This is a genomic window from Niveibacterium terrae (assembly GCF_048213115.1).
Lineage (GTDB): Bacteria > Pseudomonadota > Gammaproteobacteria > Burkholderiales > Rhodocyclaceae > Niveibacterium > Niveibacterium terrae.
Genome location: NZ_CP172404.1, coordinates 1330144 through 1350526 on the forward strand (window position 1 = coordinate 1330144; position 20383 = coordinate 1350526).

19 protein-coding genes are annotated in these 20383 nt (G+C 62.7%); 16 read left to right on the top strand and 3 right to left on the bottom strand.

Translation table 11 applies throughout. The features are described from left to right. Positions 1–97: 97 nt before the first annotated feature. The 5 genes from ACHFB9_RS05990 to ACHFB9_RS06010 all read left to right on the top strand — a co-directional run bounded on the left by ACHFB9_RS05990 (position 98) and on the right by ACHFB9_RS06010 (position 5829). Positions 98–1003 (top strand): AEC family transporter, encoded by a 906-nt coding sequence (locus ACHFB9_RS05990; RefSeq protein WP_417070214.1) that lies wholly within the window; start codon positions 98–100, stop codon positions 1001–1003. A 105-nt stretch (positions 1004–1108) separates the two neighbouring features. After that, a complete protein-coding gene (locus ACHFB9_RS05995; RefSeq protein ID WP_417070216.1) occupies positions 1109–1594 on the top strand; it encodes a MarR family winged helix-turn-helix transcriptional regulator in 486 nt (161 codons plus the stop codon). 12 nt (positions 1595–1606) lie between these two features. Next, positions 1607–3073, top strand: coding sequence for an efflux transporter outer membrane subunit (locus tag ACHFB9_RS06000; protein WP_417070218.1), 1467 nt, complete (start codon positions 1607–1609; stop codon positions 3071–3073). A 9-nt stretch (positions 3074–3082) separates the two neighbouring features. Continuing rightward, a complete protein-coding gene (locus ACHFB9_RS06005) occupies positions 3083–4297 on the top strand; it encodes an HlyD family efflux transporter periplasmic adaptor subunit (protein ID WP_417070220.1) in 1215 nt (404 codons plus the stop codon). Further along, positions 4294–5829 (top strand): DHA2 family efflux MFS transporter permease subunit, encoded by a 1536-nt coding sequence (locus ACHFB9_RS06010; RefSeq protein WP_417070222.1) that lies wholly within the window; start codon positions 4294–4296, stop codon positions 5827–5829. Before ACHFB9_RS06005 ends, ACHFB9_RS06010 begins: the two co-directional genes overlap by 4 nt. A gap of 50 nt (positions 5830–5879) precedes the next feature. On the opposite strand, the gene ACHFB9_RS06015 is transcribed toward ACHFB9_RS06010, so the two are convergent. After that, positions 5880–7100: an MFS transporter gene (locus ACHFB9_RS06015; protein WP_417070224.1), complete on the bottom strand. Its 1221-nt coding sequence runs from the start codon at positions 7098–7100 to the stop codon at positions 5880–5882. 158 nt (positions 7101–7258) lie between these two features. Here ACHFB9_RS06015 and ACHFB9_RS06020 point away from each other — a divergent pair, with 158 nt between their 5' ends. Then, positions 7259–8041, top strand: a complete 783-nt coding sequence (locus ACHFB9_RS06020) for an endonuclease (protein ID WP_417070226.1) — start codon at positions 7259–7261, stop codon at positions 8039–8041. Positions 8042–8094: 53 nt separating this feature from the next. Here the strand turns inward: ACHFB9_RS06020 and ACHFB9_RS06025 are convergent, their stop codons facing one another. Both ACHFB9_RS06025 and ACHFB9_RS06030 read right to left on the bottom strand, forming a co-directional pair. Further along, positions 8095–8388 (bottom strand): YciI family protein, encoded by a 294-nt coding sequence (locus ACHFB9_RS06025; RefSeq protein WP_417070228.1) that lies wholly within the window; start codon positions 8386–8388, stop codon positions 8095–8097. A 173-nt stretch (positions 8389–8561) separates the two neighbouring features. Then, positions 8562–9980, bottom strand: coding sequence for an undecaprenyl-phosphate glucose phosphotransferase (locus ACHFB9_RS06030; RefSeq protein ID WP_417070230.1), 1419 nt, complete (start codon positions 9978–9980; stop codon positions 8562–8564). 61 nt (positions 9981–10041) lie between these two features. Here ACHFB9_RS06030 and epsL point away from each other — a divergent pair, with 61 nt between their 5' ends. From epsL to ACHFB9_RS06080, 10 genes are all read left to right on the top strand, one after another. After that, the gene (epsL, locus tag ACHFB9_RS06035) at positions 10042–11247 is read left to right on the top strand and encodes an XrtB/PEP-CTERM-associated polysaccharide biosynthesis outer membrane protein EpsL (RefSeq protein ID WP_417070232.1); all 1206 of its coding nucleotides are present in this window, start codon (positions 10042–10044) and stop codon (positions 11245–11247) included. 355 nt (positions 11248–11602) lie between these two features. Next, on the top strand, positions 11603–12262 hold the full coding sequence (locus ACHFB9_RS06040; protein ID WP_417070234.1) for a PEP-CTERM sorting domain-containing protein: 660 nt from the start codon (positions 11603–11605) through the stop codon (positions 12260–12262). Between the two features lie 148 nt (positions 12263–12410). After that, positions 12411–13307 (top strand): EpsD family peptidyl-prolyl cis-trans isomerase, encoded by an 897-nt coding sequence (locus ACHFB9_RS06045; protein ID WP_417070236.1) that lies wholly within the window; start codon positions 12411–12413, stop codon positions 13305–13307. Positions 13308–13394: 87 nt separating this feature from the next. Next, positions 13395–14189, top strand: coding sequence for a polysaccharide export protein EpsE (gene epsE / locus ACHFB9_RS06050; protein WP_417070237.1), 795 nt, complete (start codon positions 13395–13397; stop codon positions 14187–14189). Between the two features lie 10 nt (positions 14190–14199). Then, the gene (gene epsF / locus ACHFB9_RS06055) at positions 14200–15540 is read left to right on the top strand and encodes a chain length determinant protein EpsF (RefSeq protein ID WP_417070239.1); all 1341 of its coding nucleotides are present in this window, start codon (positions 14200–14202) and stop codon (positions 15538–15540) included. A gap of 70 nt (positions 15541–15610) precedes the next feature. After that, positions 15611–16492, top strand: coding sequence for a chain length determinant protein tyrosine kinase EpsG (gene epsG / locus ACHFB9_RS06060; RefSeq protein ID WP_417070241.1), 882 nt, complete (start codon positions 15611–15613; stop codon positions 16490–16492). A gap of 12 nt (positions 16493–16504) precedes the next feature. Continuing rightward, on the top strand, positions 16505–17392 hold the full coding sequence (gene xrtB, locus ACHFB9_RS06065; RefSeq protein ID WP_417070243.1) for an exosortase B: 888 nt from the start codon (positions 16505–16507) through the stop codon (positions 17390–17392). Between the two features lie 16 nt (positions 17393–17408). Further along, positions 17409–18089 carry an exosortase-associated protein EpsI, B-type gene (gene epsI / locus ACHFB9_RS06070; RefSeq protein ID WP_417070245.1) on the top strand — a complete coding sequence of 227 codons (681 nt, stop codon included), beginning with the start codon at positions 17409–17411 and terminating at the stop codon, positions 18087–18089. Further along, the gene (locus ACHFB9_RS06075; RefSeq protein ID WP_417070247.1) at positions 18086–19099 is read left to right on the top strand and encodes a glycosyltransferase family 2 protein; all 1014 of its coding nucleotides are present in this window, start codon (positions 18086–18088) and stop codon (positions 19097–19099) included. Before epsI ends, ACHFB9_RS06075 begins: the two co-directional genes overlap by 4 nt. After that, a complete protein-coding gene (locus ACHFB9_RS06080; RefSeq protein WP_417070248.1) occupies positions 19099–20382 on the top strand; it encodes a hypothetical protein in 1284 nt (427 codons plus the stop codon). The genes ACHFB9_RS06075 and ACHFB9_RS06080 overlap by 1 nt, the downstream gene beginning before the upstream one ends. Position 20383: the final 1 nt, after the last annotated feature.

Here is a 20383-nt window from a genome sequence, read left to right on the forward strand (position 1 = left end):
CGCCTCCTTGATGCGCCCGGTTATACGGGCGTAGCATCGATGCCCTGTGCGTCGGCTTCCTGGCTGTGCGCTTGTCCCCCCAATCTGGAATCGTTTCGTGAACACCAAGGTTTTCGATCAGGTCCTCGTCCTGGCCCTGATGCTGTCCATTGGCGTGCTTCTGAGAAAGCGCCAGCTGATCACCGATCCTGTCCGCAAAGGCCTGGTCGAGCTGTTGATGAACGTGACGATGCCGCTGCTGATCGTCTCGTCCTTCAACTTCCACTTCTCCGCTGCGCTGTTCAGGAACGCCGGGGTCGTGTTCGGTGCTTCGTTCGCGATCCACCTGAGCCTGGCCCTGCTGAGCCGGCTGTTCTATTGCCGCTTCGAGGCCGGTAAGCGGCGGATGCTGAGTTTCTCGACCGTGTTCTCGAACTGCGGCTTCGTTGGTTATCCGGTGGTTCAGGGTTTGTTCGGTGGCGTCGGTGTGTTCTACACGTCGATCTTCACGATTCCGGTCAACCTGTTCATGTGGTCCTATGGAGTCATGCTCTTCACCGGTCGCCGTGACTGGCGCGGCCTGCTGCGCAATTTCTGGAATCCGCCGCTGATTGCGACCGTGTTCGGGATGTTGATCTTCCTGTTCTCGTTGCAGTTGCCCGCGCCGGTGCTCAGGACCTGCGAGAGCGTCGGCGCGATGACGACGCCGCTGTCGATGTTCATCATCGGTGCGATGCTCGCCGACGTCGAACTGCGGGAAGTGCTCGCCGGTCTCGATGTCTATTACCTCAGTTTCGTCAAGCTGCTCGTTGCGCCGATCCTGTGCCTCGTCCTGCTCAGGCTGTGGGGGGCAGATCCCGTCCTGACCGGCGTTTGCGTAGTTCTGGTCGCGATGCCGACCGCGACGCTGGTCGGTGTGCTGGCTGAGAAGTATGACGGGGACAGGGGACTTGCTTCGCGTTGCGCTTTCCTGACCACCGTGTTCTCGCTGCTGTCCATCCCTGCGGTCATGCACGGAATCTGAGTTTCCTCCGGGCAGGTTTGGCTAGGGGAACGGGATTCATTCTCATTATCACGAAATAAGCAATCGTGATTGGCTAATGTTTGCCGCGGCAAGTAATGTGGCGACATGTCCGCGAAAATTCCTCATGCCCACCTCGATGCCGAGCCCGTCTCGGAGATCAACGAGACCATCGGTCTGTTGCTGCACCAGGTGCGTCTGCGCCTGATCCGCCACCTCGAATGCGATCTGGCCGCGGGGGGCTTCGGCATCAACTTCAGCCAGTACCGTGTGCTGCGCACGCTCTCCTTGCGCGAGCTGGTGTCCCCGACCGAGATCTCGCGCTGCTGCGGCCACGATGCCGGAGCGCTGACCCGGATGCTCGACCGCCTCCAGGAGAAGGGTTATCTGCGCCGCGTGCCGCGCACCGATGACCGCCGCGCCGTCGATGTGACGCTCACCGAAGCCGGGCGCGCCGTCTGGCGCGAGATCCAGGCCTGCGGTTTGGCACTCAGCTCCGATGCCCTGAGCGATCTCTCGGCCACCGAGCAGCAACAGCTGTTCGAGATGCTCAAGAAGGTTCGCGGCACGCTCGATCAACGTCCCTATAAGTAATTTGCCTGAGCAATGACATTCAAATCGATAAGTCTGAGCCTTAGTGCGCTTGCGCTGGCCGCGTGCGCCAGCAGCCAGGGGCTGGCGCCCCAGCTCGGCGGGCGCAATCCGCTAAGCCTCGCCAGCCACGCTGCGCAGAAGGACATCGCAGTCTCGGAAGCGGCCTGGCCCGCGGCCGACTGGTGGAAAGCGCTGGGAGATGCCCAGCTCGACGCGCTGATCGCGGAGGCGCTGCGCGACAACCCCGGCCTCGACGTGGCCGATGCGCGGGTCAGATCCGTGGCCGCTGCGGTCGGCATCGCCGACGCGGCGCGCAAGCCCACGGTCGGCGCCAAGCTCAGCACGAACGGCATGCGCATTCCCGATACCGTGCTGCCCCAGCCCTATGGGGACAACTATTCGACGGTCGGCATCGCGTCCTTGAGCCTCAACTACAGCTTCGATCTGTGGGGTGGCAAGCGCGCGGCCTGGGAGGCTGCGCTGGGCTCGCTGCGCGCCGCGGAAGTCGATGCCCGGGCTGCCCGGCTCGAACTCTCGGTCGAGCTCGCCCGCGCCTACAACCAGTTTGCGCACGGCAATGAGATGGTCAAGGTCGCTGAAGCCGATCGCGAACGTGCGAGGCGGCTCTTGAAGCTCAACCGCCAGCGCTTCGACGCCGGTTTGGACAGCCTCGCTCAGGTTCGCCAGACCGAGGCCGTGCTCGCGAGCGCCGAGCAAAGGCTCGCCCAGGCGAAGCATTCGGTCGAACTGGCGCGGATCGCGCTGGCCACGCTCAGCGGGAAAGGCCCCGATCGCGGTTTCGAGCTTTCGACTCCGGCGCCTCTCGTCCCGGCCACGCTCGCCGTGCCCGCCGATCTGCCGGCCAATCTGCTGGGCCGCCGACCCGATCTGGTCGCGGCGCGCTGGCGGGTCGAGGCGGCGAGCCGCGCGATCGACGTCGCGAAAGCCGAGTTCTACCCGAACGTGAATCTCGGTGCGGCGATCGGCCTCGCGTCGATGCACACCGCCGATTTCTTCAGCCTGCATTCGCGCTATGCGCAGCTCGCCCCGGCGATCTCGTTGCCGGTCTTCGACGGAGGTCGCTTGCGCGCGAACCTCTCTGCGCGCGATGCGGGCTACGACGAGGCAACCGCCCAGTACAACCAGATCCTGGTGCGCGCGGTTGGCGAGGTCGCCGAACAGCTGACGACGCTGCGCTCGGATGCCGAACAGCTGCGCGCCCAGCAGCAGGCGCTCACCGCTTCGCGCGAAGCCTGGTCGCTCTCTGAGCAGCGTTTCCGCAAAGGCGTGGGCAGCTATCTCGAAGTGCTGACGGCCCAGCAGAGCCTGCTCGCGAACGAACAGCAGCTCGCCGCGCTCCAGGCTCAGCAGCTCGATGCATCGATCCAGCTCGTCCACGCGCTGGGCGGTGGTTTCCACGATGAATCCCGACTTCCTGGTGCGCTTCCCCGCGATCGCGCCGCGACCACGACTCGATAAGGCATGGCAATGAGCACGCAAACGAACACGAACTCCGAGAGCGGCGTCGCCGCGGTGATGGGTAGCAAGATCGGGCGCCGCCGTCTGCTGCTGTCGGTGCTGGGCCTGGCGGTGGTCGCCGCGGGCGCCAGCTATACGGCCTGGTATCTGCTACACGGGCGCTGGTTCGAGTCCACCGAGGATGCCTATGCGAACGGCAACGTGGTCCAGATCACGCCCCAGCTCGGCGGCACGGTCGTCTCGATCGGCGCCGAGGACTACGGTCGCGTGCGCGCCGGCCAGACCCTGGTTGAACTCGATCCGGCCGAGACGCGGGTTGCGCTTGAACAGGCCGAGGCGGCTCTGGCGCGCGCGGTGCGCCAGGTGCGCGGGCTGTATTCGAACGTCGGCAGCCTGGACGCCGACGTCGCCGCGAAGCGGATCGCGCTCGACCGGGCCCGCGCCGACCTGGCACGCCGCCAGAGCCTCGCCGTGACCGGCGCGATCCCTCAGGAAGAGCTGGCCCATGCCCGCGAGGCGGTCGATGCCGCCGCGAGCGCGTTCTCGGCGGCTGACCATCAGCTCGGCACGAGCCGCGCGCTCGTCGACGATACCGCGCTCGCCGACCACCCCGACGTCAAGGCCGCCTCGGCCGTGCTGCGCAAGGCCTATCTCGACTTCTCGCGGAGCACGATCAAGGCCCCGGTGGGCGGCTTCCTCGCCCAGCGTGGCGTTCAGCTCGGGCAGCGTGTTCAGGCGGGAACGCCTCTGATGACGATCGTGCCGCTCGACCAGCTGTGGGTCGAAGCGAACTTCAAGGAAACCCAGCTCGAGAAGATGCGCATCGGTCAGGGGGTGACGCTGCATTCCGATCTGTTCGGCAAGGACATTGAGTACCACGGCCATGTCGCCGGCCTCGCAATGGGAACGGGCAGCGCTTTCTCGCTGCTGCCGGCCCAGAACGCGACCGGCAACTGGATCAAGATCGTGCAGCGGGTTCCGGTCCGCATCGCGCTCGACCCGGCCGAGCTGAACAGGCACCCGCTGCGTATCGGCTTGTCGATGAGCGTCGAAGTCGACCTGCATGACCGTTCGGGCTCGATGCTGGCCCAGACCGCGGCGGCGAAGCCGGTCGCCTCGACTGCGGTCTATGCCGCTCAGCTCGCCGAGGCCGACGCGAAGATCGCCAGCATCCTGCGCGCCAATTCCGGCCACAAGAGCGCTTTGGCGCGCAATCGGTCATGAGCGAAGCCGCGGACTTTCGTCCGGCCAATCTCGCGTTGTGCACGCTTGGTCTGTCGCTGGCGACTTTCATGCAGGTGCTGGATACGACGATCGCGAACGTGTCCCTGCCGACGATCGCCGGCAATCTCGGCGTCAGCTCGGATCAGAGCACCTGGGTCATCACCGCTTTCGCGGTCAGCACCGCGATCGCGCTGCCGCTGACCGGCTGGCTGACGCGCCGTTTTGGCGAGGTCAGGCTCTTCCTGGTCTCGACGCTGCTCTTCACACTGGCGTCATTCTTGTGCGGGATGGCGCACTCGATGAACGAGCTGGTGCTCTTTCGCGCGATCCAGGGCTTCGTCGCGGGACCGATGTATCCGATCACGCAGGCGCTGCTGATCTCGATCTACCCGCCCCAGAAACGGGGCCAGGCTCTGGCCCTGCTGTCGATGGTGACCGTCGTCGCGCCGATCGCCGGCCCCATTCTGGGCGGCTGGATCACCGACAATTACACTTGGCCGTGGATCTTCTTCATCAATGTGCCGATCGGCCTCTTCGCGGCTTTCGTCGTCTGGGGGCAGATGCGCCACCGTCCGGTCAGGACCGACAAACCGAAGATGGACTACGTCGGCCTCGCGACTCTGGTTGTTGGCGTCGGCGCCTTGCAGATCGTGCTCGACAAGGGCAACGATGAGGACTGGTTTGCGTCTCCGCTGATCGTATGCTTGAGCATCGTCTCGGCGATCGCGATAGCGATCTTCCTGATCTGGGAGCTGACCGATGACGAGCCTATCGTCGATCTGCGGCTCTTTCGCCACCGCAATTTCGCGGCCGGGACGGTCGCGATGGTGCTCGCCTATGGCGCGTTCTTCAGCGTCAGCCTGCTCGTGCCGATGTGGCTGCAGACCCAGCTTCATTACACAGCCTTTTGGGCGGGGCTGGCCGCGTCGCCCTTGGGAATCTTCCCGATTCTGCTGACGCCCTGGGTCGGCAAGAACGCAGCCCGTTTCGATCTGCGCATCCTCGCCTCGACTGCCTTCTGCGTGATGTCGACGACGAGCTTCATGCGCTCGGGGTTCTCGACCGACGTGAACTTTGAGCGGGTCGTCTTTGTCCAGCTGCTGCAAGGCATAGGTGTCGCATTCTTCTTCATGCCGGTGCTGACCATCCTGCTCTCGGACCTTGCGCCGAACGAGATCGCGGCGGGCTCCGGCCTCGCGACCTTCCTGCGCACACTGGGGGGCAGCTTCTCGGCTTCAATCACGACTTATCTGTGGGGACACCGGTCGGTCATCCACCATGCCCAGCTCGCGTCCAACTTCTCGGCGATCGATCCGTCCACCCGCTCGACCTTTGAGTTGCTCGGGCACGGCGATCTCGGTCGCGCCGCGGCGACACTGGAGCGGATGATCGTCCAGCAGGCCTACCAGATGTCGTTCAACGACGTGCTCCACGCTTTGGGCTGGCTCTTCCTTGCGCTGAACTTCTTCGTCTGGTTCGCAAAGCCGCCCTTCGGCGCGAAGCACAAGGGCGCACCCGCGGGCGGCCACTGAAACCCCGCTCCCCCGACCCCTCTCCCGCGCTGCGGGCGAGGGGGACGGGATCAGCCGTCCAGCGTGTCGGCGTCCCTCAGTTCGGGGAAGGCGAGCATCCACAGATAGGCGACGGCGAGTGTGCCCAGACCGCCGATCAGGATCGCTGGTACGGTTCCGAAAGCGGCCGCGCTCAGGCCCGATTCGAACTCGCCGAGCTGGTTCGAGGCACCGATGAACACCGAATTGACCGCGCCGACCCGGCCGCGCATCGCATCCGGAGTCTGCAGCTGGACGAAGGCGGCGCGGATCACGACGCTGACCATGTCGGCCGCACCGAGCAGGATCAGCGCCGCGAGCGATAGCGCGATCGAATGCGAGAGTCCGAAGGCGATCGTCGTGAGCCCGAACAGCGCGACGGCCGCGAACATCTTCCTTCCGACCTGGCGGCGTAGGGGGTGGTGGGCAAGCCACAGCGAGCAGAGTAGTGCGCCGACAGCCGGCGCCGAGCGTAGCAGGCCCAGCCCCCAGGAACCGGTGTGAAGCTGCTGGTGGGCAACGATGGGCAGCAGCGCCGTCGCGCCACCGAGCAGCACCGCGAACAGATCGAGCGAGATCGCGCCGAGCACCGCGCGGCGGCTGCGGATGAACCGGATGCCTTCGAGAAAGTGTGCGAAGCCCGATCCGCTCGATACCCGGCGCCAGGTCTCGAGCGGGACGATGGCCGAGCAGAGAATCGCCGCGATCGTGAAGGACGCTGCCGTGATCGCATAGACCGTGCTTGCGCCGAACACATAGAGCACTCCGCCCAGGGCCGGCGAGATGATCGTGGCCGCCTCCATCGCCGAAGCGCCCAGCGCGACCGCCCGCGGCAGCGCCTCATTGCCGACCAGGGTTGGCAGTATGGCCTGGATGGCCGGAGTCTCGAAGGAGCGCGCCGCGCCACCGACGATGACCAGACAGTAGATCAGCTCCTGGCTCACCTGGCCGTGGAAGCTCGCGACCGCCAGAGTGGCCAGAGTGAGCGCCTGAACGGCCTGGCCCAGAAAGGCGACCTTCTTGCGGTCGAAGCGATCCGCGACATTGCCGACCACCGTGATCAGAAGCAGCCGGGGCAGGAACTGCGCGAGGCCGACCATGCCCAGAGCGAAAGCGCTGTGCGTCAGTTCATAGACCTGCCAGGCGACGGCGACTGCCTGCATCTGCGAGCCGGCCGTCGAGAACACCCGGGAGAGACAGTGAAACAGGAAGGGGCGGTGGTGGAAGAGGCGGAGCGGTGCGGCGTCGGACATGGGGGAGGGGGCGCAGGACGAGGTCAGAGTGTACAGCGCCGCGGACGCGACCGCCCGAGCGCTTCGCCAGCACTGTTGTTTTGATGTTTTCCGAGAAGTCTTGTCAGATTTCGCCAATCTGAGTAGCTTCTGGAGTTTTTGCTGTTGTGGATGCCGACGTGCGCGCAATCGTTCTGCTCTCTTTGGCCCTGATCCTCGGTGGATGTCTCGATGAAAGAGGGGGGGCTACGCTCGCGCCTGCCCACGCCGCGGTCCACCGCGAAGGGCCGGCCACCCAGTTGATCCGGGGCAAGAACGGTGTCGGCCACCGCGATTTTGCGTCGGCGAAGAAAGTCCTGCCCCGCGTCTTCGCTGGCATCGAGGAGGACTTCTATTGCGGTTGCCGCTATACGGGCAAGGATGTCGATCTCGCCTCTTGCGGCTATGTCGCGCGGAAGAACGAGAACCGGGCGAGCCGGATCGAATGGGAGCACGTCGTCCCCGCCGCCCACCTGGGCTTGCAGCAGCAGTGCTGGCAGCAGGGGGGGCGCAAGAACTGCAGCGGCAAGGATGCCGCCTTCGATCAGATGGAAGGCGATCTGAACAATCTGGTCCCGGCGGTTGGCGAAGTGAACGGTGATCGCAGCAACATGAGCTATGGCGCCTGGACGCGCACGCCCGAACACGTCTATGGCCAGTGCGCGAGCGTTCCCGACTTCAAGAACAAGCGTTTTCAGCCGCGCGAAGAAGTGCGCGGACGGGCTGCCCGGATCAGCCTCTACATGTATTCGCGCTATGGACTCTCGATGAGCCGCCAGGACAAGCAGCTCTGGTGTGCGTGGGCTAAAACCTATCCTGTCGATCCGTGGGAGAAGACGCGCAACGCGCGGATCCTGAGCTTGCAGGGCGAGGGGAATCCTCTGGTCAGCGATTCGACCGCGTTGGGCAAGCTCTGCGGCTAAAGTTTCAACGCGGGCCGGCCCTCTCCCTGAGGGGGGGGCCGGTGGAGTCGGATTTAAGCCCCTTCGGCGAAAGCGGCCAGAGCGGGGCTGGTCGCGCGGGCGACGAACTCGATGATCTGATATTCGGCCAGGCCCTTCTGATGGAAGGGATCCTCGGCGATCAGCGCTTCGACCTCGGCGCGGCTCGACGCGCGGACAAGGATCACGCCGCCTTTGCGCGGCTGCTGGGGGCCGGCGAGAAGGAAGGTGTCAGTTGCGAAGTGCCTGGCCAGATACTCGCGGTGGGGGAGGAGCGCTTCTTCGATGGCGGACAGTGGCTGGGTATAGGTGAGCAGAACGACGTACATCGCAATCTCCTGATGTGCTTGCGGGGAGGTCGGTGGAGCGTGCCCGCTCCTTTCGACCCGATACCTGGCGCATTCTGCGCGCGGGGGCGTGCGCTGAATTGGAAAAAAGCGCCAGCGCGGTCACGGCCGGTCGGCGCCAATCCCTTCGCTGCATCGCTCGCTGCGTGCGGGGCTCAGTAAGCCGCCTTGTCGTTCACGAATACGAGTACGGTGCGGGCGATGATCTTCAGATCCATCAGCAGCGACCAGTTGCGCAGGTACTCGAGGTCGTAGTTGATCCGCATCTCCATCTTCTCGACCGTGTCGGTCTCTCCCCGGTAGCCGTTCACCTGGGCCCAGCCCGTGATGCCGGGTCTGACCTTGTGGCGCACCATGTAGCCCTTGATCAGGCTGCGGTAGAGTTCGTTGTGGGCGACCGCGTGCGGGCGGGGCCCGACAATGCTCATCCTGCCCTGGATCACGTTGATGAACTGGGGCAGCTCGTCGAGCGAAGTGCGGCGGATGAAGGCGCCGAAAGGCGTGATCCGCTTGTCGTCGCGGGTGGCTTGGGTGACTTTCGTGCCGTCCTCGGTCACCGTCATCGAACGGAACTTGTAGACGAGAATCTCCTTGCCGTCGAGGCCGTAGCGGCGCTGGCGGAAGATGACGGGGCCGGGCGAACTGAGCTTCACGCCGAGCGCGACCGCCAGCAGAATCGGCGAGATCAGTGCGAGGATCAGCGCCGAGATGACGATGTCCTCGGCGCGTTTGACGATGCCACTGAAGCCGGCGAAGGGCGTGTCGCAGACCGCGACGACCGGGATGCCACCCACCGATTCGCTGCGCCCCTGAATCATGTCGGTTACGAAGATGTCCGGAACGAAGTAGACCGAGGCCGTCGTGTCTTTGAGCCCGTCGAGCAGGGCCAGGATGCGCGGCTGGGTGGCCATCGGCAGCGCCAGATAGATCCGGTCTATGTTGCGGTTCTTGACGTACTCGGCCATGTTCGTGATCGTGCCGAGCAGCGGGTTGTTGCCGAGCTGAATCAGCCGCTCGCGTTTCCTGTCGTCGAAATAGCCGAGGAAGCGGATGCCTAGGTGGCGATCCTTGATGAACAGCTTGGCGAGATGATCGCCTATGTCGTTGACGCCGCAGATCACCGCGGTCGACTCCGCGCCGCAGAGCTTCAATACTCCGGGAATCATCCAGCGCGCGAGCATGTGGCAGCCGAACAGCGCGAAAGGCATCGATACGAACCAGGCGAGGACAAGTTCCTCGGGGAAGTACTCGAGATAGCCGCTGGCGTAGCCGAAGAGCAGCAGGAAACCGGCGAGCAGCAGCGTGTTGCTCAGGGCCTTGCCGAAGATCGTCAGTGCGGAGTCTTTCAGCCGCGCGTTGCCAGGAAAACTCAGCGAGAACGCGATCAATGCCAGCACTTCGTACCCAGGGCTCAGCGTCGCGTCGACGGCGAAGCTTGAGACCAGAAGCCCCGCAACGATGACCAGTGGGTCGAGCAGGGTTTCCACGGCTCCGGCGAGCGTGACCACATTGCTCAGCGGGATGCGCTGCGCGTTTTGTCGTCCAAGCGAAGGTGTCTTGTCAGGCGTGTTCATCGTGCAATTCTGATTTGCCGCTGGCATGATGAATAGGCATCAGGCATTTTCTGGCGAAACAATGAAAAAAACAGGCAAAACCCCCCTGTCGAAGGCTTGCTACCTCGTTGCCATTCTCGTGCCAGCCTGGGCGTCGGCCGAGAACAATGATCCGCTTCGCCTCGGCGCAGGTGTGAGCTGGATGAGCGATTCGAATCTTTTTCGGGCGGATTCGTCGACTCCCGACGCGGTGAGATCCGATCGTGCGACGAGCGCTTTTGCGCTCCTCTCTGCCGAAACCACGCTCAGCCGGCAGCGCCTCTATGCCGACTTGAATGTCGGAAGCGTCAAATTCAGCAAGTCCAGCTATCTCGATTATGACACACAGGATTTGTCCGCAGGCTGGAGTGGGGAGTTTCCTCTTCGACTGCGTTCCGGAATCGACTGGAAACGCTCGCAGACGCTTGCGAGCTTCGCCGATCTCGGAACTCCGCGCCGCAATCTCGTTCGGCGCGACAGCTTGAACGGAAATTTCGACCTGCCCTTCGCGGGCGACTGGCATCTGATCGCGGCGGGGGGAGGGAGTCAGTCGCGCAACAGCAACGCGATCGACGCGGTAAGCGATGTCGATGCCAACAGCTTCGAAGCTGGGTTTCGTTATGCCACATCTTATGGCAATCAGTTTGACGTGGTTCTGCACTCTGCGCATACGCGCTATCCGGAACGGAGTCTGAACGCGCTGTTCGACACGCAATATCGTGAACAGCTGGCCGATTTTCGCGTGCAGTGGGCAGCGAGCGGCGCGAGCCGGTTGGTTGGCCATGCCGGCTATCTGAGGCGCAGAAACCAGAATCTCGATTATCGGAATTTCTCGGGAGCGAGCTTCCGCCTCGTACATATCTGGCAAGCCAGCGGTTCGCTGGGGCTGAACACGACGATCTACCGGGACATGGGGGCTGCCGGAGACAACGAGTTCGATGCGGTCGTCAGCAAAGGACTCCGGTTTGAACCGGGCTGGGAGCTGAGCAGCAAAACGCGCTTGGGTGCGGCGCTCGAGTGGGCGCAGCGCGACTACCTCGGCAATGTGCAGGAGATCCTGTTCGGAGCAGGCGCGGCCGGAGAGGCCAGACGCGACCAGACGCGCTCCGCGCGGCTGTTTGTGTCCTATGCGCCCTCGCGCTGGGCTTCTCTTTCCGCCTCCTGGTGTGGTGCCAAGCGCGAGTCCAATCGTGCTCTGCGCAACTACCTGGATCATTCGGGCACCGTCAATGTGCAGCTGCTTTTCTGAGCCTGAACGCATGTGCCCGATTGTCGTAGCTCCGCCGGTGGATATCCGCTCTTTTTGTTAAATTCTGTCTCTTGCTGCAAAAATGACAAAAGGGTATTCTTTTGGCATTGTTCGGCGTGCGCTTCTGCGGTATCCTCCCGCACCCGTCACCACCTCCCTGCTGTTTTCGGGGAGGGCTTGCCGGCCGGAATGTGTCAATCTGTGACATGTCGTCGGTTTGGCAGGCTTTATGTGTTCGGAATGTTTTTTGTCTGCTAGGCTCGCTTCCGAGCCCTCGACCAAGGCTTCAGGGCTGAAGCAGCGGGCGAGGCAGGGACAGGGAAGACTGTCCGGATCATTTTGAGGAGTTTCCCCTTTGAATAAGTTTGCAATCAAGTTCGCGGTGTTTGCTGCCGCGCTGCTCTGTGCGGGCCTGGTGTCCGCAAAGACCAACACGCTCGATGGCAATGGCTTTACGCTTACCTATACCGGTTCGGCCAACGCTTTGTCGCTGTCGGCTGATGGCAGCTCAATCGTCTTCAACGATCTGTCGGCAGGGTGGTTCTCCCGCGCCTCCGAGTCCGAGAAGTTCAAGCTCACGCTCGATTCCGGCTATTCCTTCAGCAGCCTGCTGGTCAGTGCCGCGGGGACCTACTCGGGCATCCTCTCGACGACCTCAGCGACGCTGACGAGTTCGATCAAATCGAGCGGCCTGAGCACGCTGTCCGACACGCAGACGACCAGCAAGTCGAGCTTTTTCTCCGGATCCAGCTGGTCCTTGAGCAAGACCTACGATCTGGCTTCGACGAGTTTTGCGAGCGCATCGACTTTGAACATCTCTTCCTCTCTGGCGCTTTCGTCGTCGGGGCTGGGGACAATCACCGCACAGAGCTACACGGTCAAGATCGCGACGACGCCGACCGTCGTCGTGACGCCAACCGTCCCCGCGGTTCCCGAACCCGGAGAGTGGGCGATGATGCTGGCCGGTCTGGGCATGATTGGCACGATCGCGATGCGCCGCGCGCGCCGGGACTGAGCTTCCCATCCTCCATCCCGCGATGATTCGATGCATCGCGGGTTCTGCGCGTTTCCTCCGCCCCCGCCTCGCTATACACTGTGCCGGGTGCCGCGTTCCCGGCCCTGCGAACCGCTTTCCTTCTCCGATGAAAACACCTCTTCCTTCTGTGCCTCGTCTTGCCCTGTGCTTTTGCCTCTCTCTGACTCTTTGCGCCTGCAACAAGGCCAAAGAGGGCGGCACCCAGCTCGCCGCGAAGGTCAATGCGGGCGAGATTACGGTTCATCAGATCAATTTCGCACTGCAGAATGCGAACATCACCTCGGCCGATCAGGGCAAGGAAGCGAGCGTCCAGGTGCTGAATCGCCTGGTCGATCAGGAGCTGTTGGTTCAGCAGGCCAGGGAAAAGAAGCTCGACCGGGATCCTGCCGTAATGCAGGCGATCGAAGAAGCCCGCCGTGAAGTTCTGGCCCGCGCCTATCTGGCCCGTCTTCCGGGCGCTTCGGGAAAACCGGGCGACGAGGAGGTGAAGCGCTATTACACACAGCATCCCGAACTCTTCTCGGATCGGCGCATCTACAGCATGCGCGAAGTGCTGATCGCCAAAGAGCCTGGAGTTGCCGAGAAGGTTTCGGCCCAACTCGAGAAGAGCAAGAATCTTGAAGACCTTGTTGCCTGGCTCAAGGAGATGAAGATCCGTCATGCCGCGAATGCCGCGGTCAAGCCGGCGGAACAGATTCCGCTCGAATCGCTGGCGCGTTTCTACGCGATGAGCGATGGCGAGATCAAGGTGCTGGACACACCCCAGGCTCTGGCCGTCGTGCTGCGGGTCGCGACCCGCTCCGAGCCGGTCGATATCGCGCGAGCCCGTCCAATGATCGAGCAGTTCCTGGGCAACCTGCTGCGCACCGAGGCGGCCGAGGCCGAGCTCAAACGCCTGAAGGCTTCGGCTAAAATCGAATACGTTGGGGAATTTGCAAAGAGGATGCCGACTATGGCTGCTTCAGCCGTGGGGCGCAGGTCTGCGGAATCGGGTTTTGCGAAGGGCGTCAAGGGCTTGAAGTGATGGCGTGACTTATGCCGAGCCGGAGCACGGCCGGGGCATGCTCCGGCCGTTCGAATGTCCGATGGACGCAAGACAATGATGATTTCGATGAAAAAGAGCCTGATCTTCCTTCTCTTCGCTTTGTTCATAGGGGGAGCGTCGGCAGCCGACAGGCTGTCCGAATACCCGCTGGGGCCGGGCGATGTGGTCCGGGTCACCGTCTTCCAGAATCCCGATCTGTCGCTGGAGACCCGCGTTTCGGAAAACGGAGTGATCTCGTATCCGCTGATCGGCGATGTCGCGATCGGAGGGCTGAGCCTTTCCGCCGCAGAACGCAAGATTGCCCAGCTCCTGAAGGACGGAGGCTTTGTCGTGAAGCCCCAGGTGTCGCTGTTGCTGCAGCAGATTCGCGGCAACCAGATCTCCGTGCTGGGCCAGGTCAATCATCCGGGACGCTATCCGCTCGAAACCGCCGATACCCGGCTCACCGACATGCTGGCCCAGGCTGGCGGGATTGCGGTAACCGGTTCCGATGTCGTCGTGTTCTCGGGGGTTCGGGACGGCAAGGTCATGCACCGCGAGATCGATATCGCTTCGATGTTCCTGAAGGCGGACGCGGGGGACAACCTCGTGCTCAGGGGAGGGGACACGCTCTATGTGCATAGGGCGCCGATGTTCTACATCTATGGTGAAGTCCAGCGCCCGGGAGTGTTTCGCGTCGAGCGTGACATGACCGTCAGGCAGGCGCTCGCGACCGGTGGTGGGCTGACGCCCAAGGGAACCCAGCGCGGCTTGCGTATCAGCCGTCGCGGCGGCGACGGCAAGATCCAGGTCATCGATGCCGGGCTCGACGACAGAATTCTCCCCGACGATGTCATCAGTGTCAGGGAAAGCCTCTTTTGAGAACAGCACGATGAGCTTTCAACAATTCCTCCTGATTCTCAAGGCGCGCTGGAAGGTTATCCTCTCGGTTTTCTCGGGGGTCGTCGTGGTCGCCGTGACGCTGAGCCTGGTGCTGCCCAAGCAGTACCTTGCGACGACGACCGTGCTCGTCGATGTCAAGTCGAGCGACCCGATCTACGGTGCCTTCATGCAGTCCCAGATGCTGCCCGGCTATATGGCAACCCAGGTCGACGTGATCACCAGCGATCGGGTCGCCCAGAAAGTCGTCAGGATGCTTGGGCTGGACAAGGATCCGGGCGCACTTGAACAGTGGCGGACCGAGGCCGATGGCGAAGGCAATCCGGTTACTTACTTCGCCGACGCTCTGCAGAAGAAGCTCGATGTGAAGCCGTCAAAAGAATCGAGCGTGATCACGATCAACTACACCGGACTCGACCCCAAGTTCGCGGCGACGGTCGCGAACGCCTTCGCGAAGGCCTATATCGAGACCGATCTTGAACTCAAGGTCGATCCGGCGAGGGAATATGCGTCGTGGTTCGGCGCACGAACCCAGCAGCTGCGCAATCAGCTCGAAGCTGCCCAGCAGAAGCTTTCGGCCTTTCAGCGCGAAAAGGGCATCGTCGGCAACGATGACCATTTCGATATCGAGACCGCACGGCTGACCGAACTCTCGACCCAGCTCGCCATCGCTCAGGCGCAGCGAGCCGATTCGTCGTCGCGCCAGCGCCAGGCGGCCGGCAACATGGAGACTTCGGCTGACGTGCTCGCGAATCCGGTGATCCAGGCTCTGCGTGCCGACGTCGTTCGCCAGGAAGCAAAGCTCAAGGAGATGAGCGGCCAGCTCGGTGTCAATCACCCCCAGTACCTGCGCACTCAGGGCGAGCTGGAGATGCTCAAGTCCAAGCTCAGTTCGGAGATGCGCCAGATCGCCAGCTCGGTCGGCAGCTCCAGCGTTGCGAGCTCGCAGCGCGAAGCGGAGATCCGCGCCGCGGTCGACGCCCAAAAGCAGCGCGTGCTGGCGTCGAAAGCGCTGCACGATCAGATCTCTGTGCTGCAGAAGGATGTCGAGAATGCGCAGAAAGCCTACGACATGGTCGGTCAGCGCCTCTCCCAGACCCGCCTGGAAAGCCAGACCCAGCAGACCAATGTCAGCGTATTGACCGCGGCCGAACCGCCGGTCAAGCATGCGAGTCCCAAGCTTCTGCTCAACACTGTGCTCGCGGTCTTCCTCGGATCCCTGCTCGGCATCGCGACGGCGCTGGTGCTGGAGATGAATAACCGCCGGATTCGCTCCGCTGAAGATCTGACCGACGCACTCGGCGTGCCGGTGCTCGCGATTCTGACGCGCTGAGTGCTCGGAGGGGCAGGCTCCTTCCCCTTCCTTTCCGCGCGGAGGGGAAGGTCTTTTTGAAAGCAAGTCTATGGAAACCAGTTCGCAGCGCGTTACCGAGTCGATTGCGGCACCGGGCCGGGATCGCGCGATCGGCGCGATCCTGATCGATGCCGGTCGTCTGAGCGCCGAGGGGGCGGAAAAGATCCTGCGCGAGCAGAAGGCGCACGGACTGCGCTTCGGAGACGCGGCGATCGCGCTGGGTCTGCTCAAACAGGCCGACATCGATTTCGCGCTGAACCGTCAGTTCGAATACCCCGTTCTGCACGCCGGGGACGAATCGGTCAGCGAAGAGCTGATCGCGGCCTTCAAGCCCTCCTCGGCGATCGTCGAGCAGTTGCGCGCGCTGCGCAGCCAGCTGATGGTGCGCGGAATTGGCGATGCGCTGACGCGCTCGCTCGCCGTTGTCAGTGCCGAGAAGGGAGAAGGGCGTTCGTTCATTGCCGCGAACCTCGCGGTCGTGTTTTCCCAATTGGGCGAGAGGACGCTGCTGATCGACGCCGACCTGAGGCGTCCCCGACAGCACGAGCTGTTCAAGCTCGACCCGCGCTCATCAGGTCTTTCCAGTCTTCTGTCCGGACGGGCCGGCTCAGAAGCGATAGTCCGTATTCCGTCCCTGGTGGGTTTGTCGGTGCTGCCGGCCGGCGCCGTGCCGCCCAATCCTCAGGAACTGCTCGCTCGGGCCCAGTTTTCCAGGCTGCTGGACGAGGCAGGCAAAAGTTTCGATGTGATCATCATCGATACGCCGTCAGCCGCATCATCGGCGGATTCGTCCATCGTAGCCGCGCGTTCGGGGGCGGCCCTGCTGTTGGCTCGCCAGGATTTCACTCCCGCTCCGGCCTTGCTGGCCCTGAAGGGAAGTCTTGCCGCTTCGAGCGTCAAACTCGTCGGCGCCGTCCTCAACAACTTCTGAGCCCGTCCATCGATGACCACCGCCGCGAACGCTCCCACGCGCCAGTCCTGTCTGCCCTGGCTGATCGTGCTCGGCGGTTTGCTGGTCATGTACGGGCCGAGCTTTTTCGATCTGTTCCGTGGCCTGTGGAGTTCGTCTGAGCAGGGGCATGGCCCGATCGTGCTCGGTATCTCCGTGTGGCTGCTCTACCGCGCCTGGCCGGAGGTTTCGAAGCCGGATGCCCTTCGTCCTTGCCCGGCCATCGCCTGGCCACTGATCGCATCGGGCGCGCTCTGCTATGTGCTGGGCCGCTCCCAGGACATTCTGATCTTTGAGGTCGGTTCGCTGATTCCCACTCTGGCGGGGCTTGTCCTGCTGTTCGGTGGCGTTCGGCAACTCCGGACGATCTGGTTTGCGCTGTTCTTCATGCTCTTCATGATTCCGCTGCCCGGAGCCCTCGTCGATGCCTTGACCCAACCGATGAAGCTCGCGGTCTCCCACGTCGCCGAGCAGGTGCTGTTTGCGCTGGACTACCCGATCGCGCGCACCGGCGTGATGCTGCAGATCGGCCCCTATCAGCTGCTGGTTGCCGATGCCTGTGCGGGGCTGCACACGCTCTTCACGCTTGAATCGCTGGGCCTGCTCTACCTGAACCTGGTCCGGCACAGCTCCCTCTTTCGCAACACCGCGCTGGCGATCCTGATCGTGCCGATCAGCTTCTGTGCGAACGTGATCCGGGTCATCGTGCTGACTCTGGTTACCTATCACTTTGGCGACGAGGCAGGGCAGGGGTTTCTGCACGGCTTTGCCGGCATGGTGCTGTTTATCAGCGCGCTGCTGCTGATCGTCGGAGTGGACTCTCTGCTCAGGCTGAGTTGTTCGCGCCGCCCCTCGCTCAATTCATCCGCCGATGCCGAATAGACTTGTCCGGGGTGCCATGAGCGTTGAACTGAAAAGGGCTCTGCTTGCCTGTCTCGTGATGCTGTGTTCCGCGGCCCTTGCATTCGGTCTGACGCCTCGCGATCATCTGGCCGATCATCAGCCCCTCGGCTCAATAGAGAAAATCATTCCCCGCTCATTTGGAGCGTGGCGTCTAGATCAGCGCATCGAGGCAATTCCCAGCGTCAGCGTTTCCCGTGAGCTGTCCGTTCTGTACAGTCAGACGCTTACCAGGGCCTATGTTCGTGCCGATGGATACCGCGTGATGCTGTCGATCGCCTATGGTGGCGACCAGACACGGGAGTTGCAGGTTCACAGGCCTGAAGTCTGCTACGCGGCTCAGGGATTCAGGATCGGCAAGCTTCAGAAGGCCTGGCTCGGCGCCGCTGGCCAAGCTCTTCCCGTCATGAGGTTGCAGACCGAACTGGGAGCCCGGAAAGAGCCTGTGACCTACTGGGTTCGCATTGGAGAGAAAGTTGTTCGGGGAAATGTCGAACAGGGAATCGCACGGCTGACTTACGGACTGCATGGGCAAATCCCGGATGGGCTTTTGTTTCGGGTCTCTTCGATAGATGGCAATCCGGATCTTGCCTATCGGGTTCAGCAGGAGTTCGTCAAAAGCCTTTTTGATTCGCTGTCGCCTGAGCAGCGCCGGATGTTCGCCGGGGGCAAGCGATGAAGCCGGTCGCCTCGCAGCCCGGGGCCGGACACGATCCGCAGGTTTCCGGTGACCCCGCTCCGCGCGTTTCGGTCATCGTGGTCAACTACAATGGTCTGGGCTTTCTTGCCGATTGTATCGACTCGATCGAGCGCGCTTTTGAACAGCTGAGCTTTGAAATCGTCGTTGTGGACAATGCGTCCTGCGACGGAAGCCAGCAGTGGTTGCGCGAGCGCGCGGACATCGTCTATCTGGAATCCCCGGAGAATCTCGGCTTCACTGGAGGGAATAACCTTGGGGCGCTTCACGCACGCGCCGAGAAGCTCCTTTTTATCAACAATGACACACGGGTCGAGAGCCGCCTCGATGGTCTGATCGATCTTCTCGACGATCCCACTGTGGGGATTGCAGGGTGCCGCCTGCTCTATGGTGATGGGCGCCAGCAGTTCTCTATCGGTTTCGATCACACCCCGATCAGGATCTTCCTGTCCTGGCTGGGGCTGGAACGCTTTCATCGCATGCCCAGCCTGTTTCGTCGGCAGGAGACCGACCCGTCCGTGTACCGGCAGGCCAAGCGCGATTGCCAATGGGTCTCGGGTGCCTGTTTTGCGATTCGCGCCGATGTCTGGCGCAGGCTTGAGGGCTTTGATACGCGTTTCTTCATGTACTGCGAAGATGTGGACCTGTGCCTGAGAATCCGCCAGTTCGGATTGCGCGTGGTGTATTCACCTCAAGCGCGGGTGACCCATTTCGAAGGGGCGGGGAAGAGCTGGGTTGGCCCGGCTGCGCTTCGTCGCAGCGCTTGCTCCTACCTGTTGTTCGTCCGGAAGCACTATGGGGCGTTTCGCGTGATCGCTCTTTCCCTGGCGCTGGGAAGCCTGTTCCTGATCCGTGCGCTGGCCTTTGCGCTTGTCGCCTGCATCCGTCGCCCGGGTCTGGCGAGCTGGCGGGAAAAGGCCTCAGGATACCGTGATGTCGGCCTGATGCTGCTGACTTCGCTTGGCCGCGTTCGACCGGAGTGGAATCGCTGATGCCCCGCGCGTTGCTCGGCTTGCTGGTGGTGTTGGCGCTGACCGTCGTGGGGGCCTTCGTCAAGAACGCAGGTGGCGTCGTGGGCCTGCCCAATGTCGTTCCTGTCGTTCGGGATCCGCTCCTGCTGGGGCTGGGCGTCTATGGCTTTTCCCGGCTCAGGTTGTTCGAGTCGCGGATCTGGCCCCTGCTGATCGGGCTGCTGGTCGCGTTTTCGTTCAGTTACATCATCTCTTCGATGGTCGAGGATCGCGTCGCGGTGGGGCTGTATTACATCCGCCTCTATCTTCTGCCGATGATCTTCTATCTCGGTCTGCTTGGTCTGGTCGAAGAGCGGCGAGCGTTCGAGTCCGGAGTCCTGCTGCGCGTCCTGCTCTGGTGGAACGCTCTGTTGTTTGTCTCCGCCGCAGCGCTCTACGCTCTGCTTCTGGCCTTGCCCTCGTTGCGCCCGAGTCTTTTTGGTCCTGATCTGCTGCCGACCGCCTGGTTCATCTCCGGAGGGCGGTGGATGAGAATGGGCCTGCCCGCAGCCAGTCCCAACAATCTCGGATTGTTCTTCGCGCTCAATGCCTTCGTATTCATCCGCTGTCTGTTGCAAGCTCCAGCGGATAGGAGGACTGTCGCTCTGGCGCTGATCCTGGCGCTGCTTGGACTCGTGTTGACCTTCTCACGCAGTTCCATGCTGGTGCTGTTTATCGGTGCGCCCCTGCTCGTGCTGCAGTCGGGAGGTATCAGCTTTTCCCGGTTGTTCCGGCTCCTGGCCGTTGTCACAGTTCTGCTGATTCTGGCTACCCTCTCCGGGATGATCGTCGATGCGATCAGCGATGGTTATGTGACGCGATGGTTGATCCTGAATCTCAGATTCCAGGATCCGTCGATGGTCGGGCATCTACGCAGCATCACGGATGCGGTCGAAAAGTTCGACGAGTACTGGCTCGCGGGCTATCCGCGAGGCACTGTCGGTCCGAAAGCTGTCATCTTTTCGGGGGTCGTCAACAATGTCGAGAACAGCCTCCTCGCCGTCTTCTTCGACATGGGGCTGATGATGGGCGGGCTGTATGTGCTGATCGTCGCTCTGCTCGCCGGATGTGGATATCGCCATTCGTCCCAGTTGCCTCTTTTGATCAGTTTTCTGGCCCCGTGCATGCTTTTGCCCTATGTGTTCGAAGTGGATGTGCTGATCTATTTCGCCTTCATCTATATCCTGCTGGGCCAGGGTGATCCGGCGCGCGGTCTTGCCGGGCGGGCAGTTGCCGGCGAGCGACTTTCATCTCAGCGGAGCTGAC

Coding starts and splice junctions, on each gene's coding strand:
- epsF (WP_417070239.1), top strand. CDS start 14,200: ATGAGCTTTCAACAATTCCTCCTGATTCTCAAGGCGCGCTGGAAGGTT.
- ACHFB9_RS06030 (WP_417070230.1), bottom strand. CDS start 9,980: ATGAACACGCCTGACAAGACACCTTCGCTTGGACGACAAAACGCGCAG.
- ACHFB9_RS06075 (WP_417070247.1), top strand. CDS start 18,086: ATGAAGCCGGTCGCCTCGCAGCCCGGGGCCGGACACGATCCGCAGGTT.
- ACHFB9_RS06005 (WP_417070220.1), top strand. CDS start 3,083: ATGAGCACGCAAACGAACACGAACTCCGAGAGCGGCGTCGCCGCGGTG.
- epsL (WP_417070232.1), top strand. CDS start 10,042: ATGAAAAAAACAGGCAAAACCCCCCTGTCGAAGGCTTGCTACCTCGTT.
- ACHFB9_RS06010 (WP_417070222.1), top strand. CDS start 4,294: ATGAGCGAAGCCGCGGACTTTCGTCCGGCCAATCTCGCGTTGTGCACG.
- xrtB (WP_417070243.1), top strand. CDS start 16,505: ATGACCACCGCCGCGAACGCTCCCACGCGCCAGTCCTGTCTGCCCTGG.
- ACHFB9_RS05995 (WP_417070216.1), top strand. CDS start 1,109: ATGTCCGCGAAAATTCCTCATGCCCACCTCGATGCCGAGCCCGTCTCG.
- ACHFB9_RS06000 (WP_417070218.1), top strand. CDS start 1,607: ATGACATTCAAATCGATAAGTCTGAGCCTTAGTGCGCTTGCGCTGGCC.
- ACHFB9_RS06015 (WP_417070224.1), bottom strand. CDS start 7,100: ATGTCCGACGCCGCACCGCTCCGCCTCTTCCACCACCGCCCCTTCCTG.
- ACHFB9_RS06025 (WP_417070228.1), bottom strand. CDS start 8,388: ATGTACGTCGTTCTGCTCACCTATACCCAGCCACTGTCCGCCATCGAA.
- epsI (WP_417070245.1), top strand. CDS start 17,409: ATGAGCGTTGAACTGAAAAGGGCTCTGCTTGCCTGTCTCGTGATGCTG.
- ACHFB9_RS06080 (WP_417070248.1), top strand. CDS start 19,099: ATGCCCCGCGCGTTGCTCGGCTTGCTGGTGGTGTTGGCGCTGACCGTC.
- epsE (WP_417070237.1), top strand. CDS start 13,395: ATGAAAAAGAGCCTGATCTTCCTTCTCTTCGCTTTGTTCATAGGGGGA.
- epsG (WP_417070241.1), top strand. CDS start 15,611: ATGGAAACCAGTTCGCAGCGCGTTACCGAGTCGATTGCGGCACCGGGC.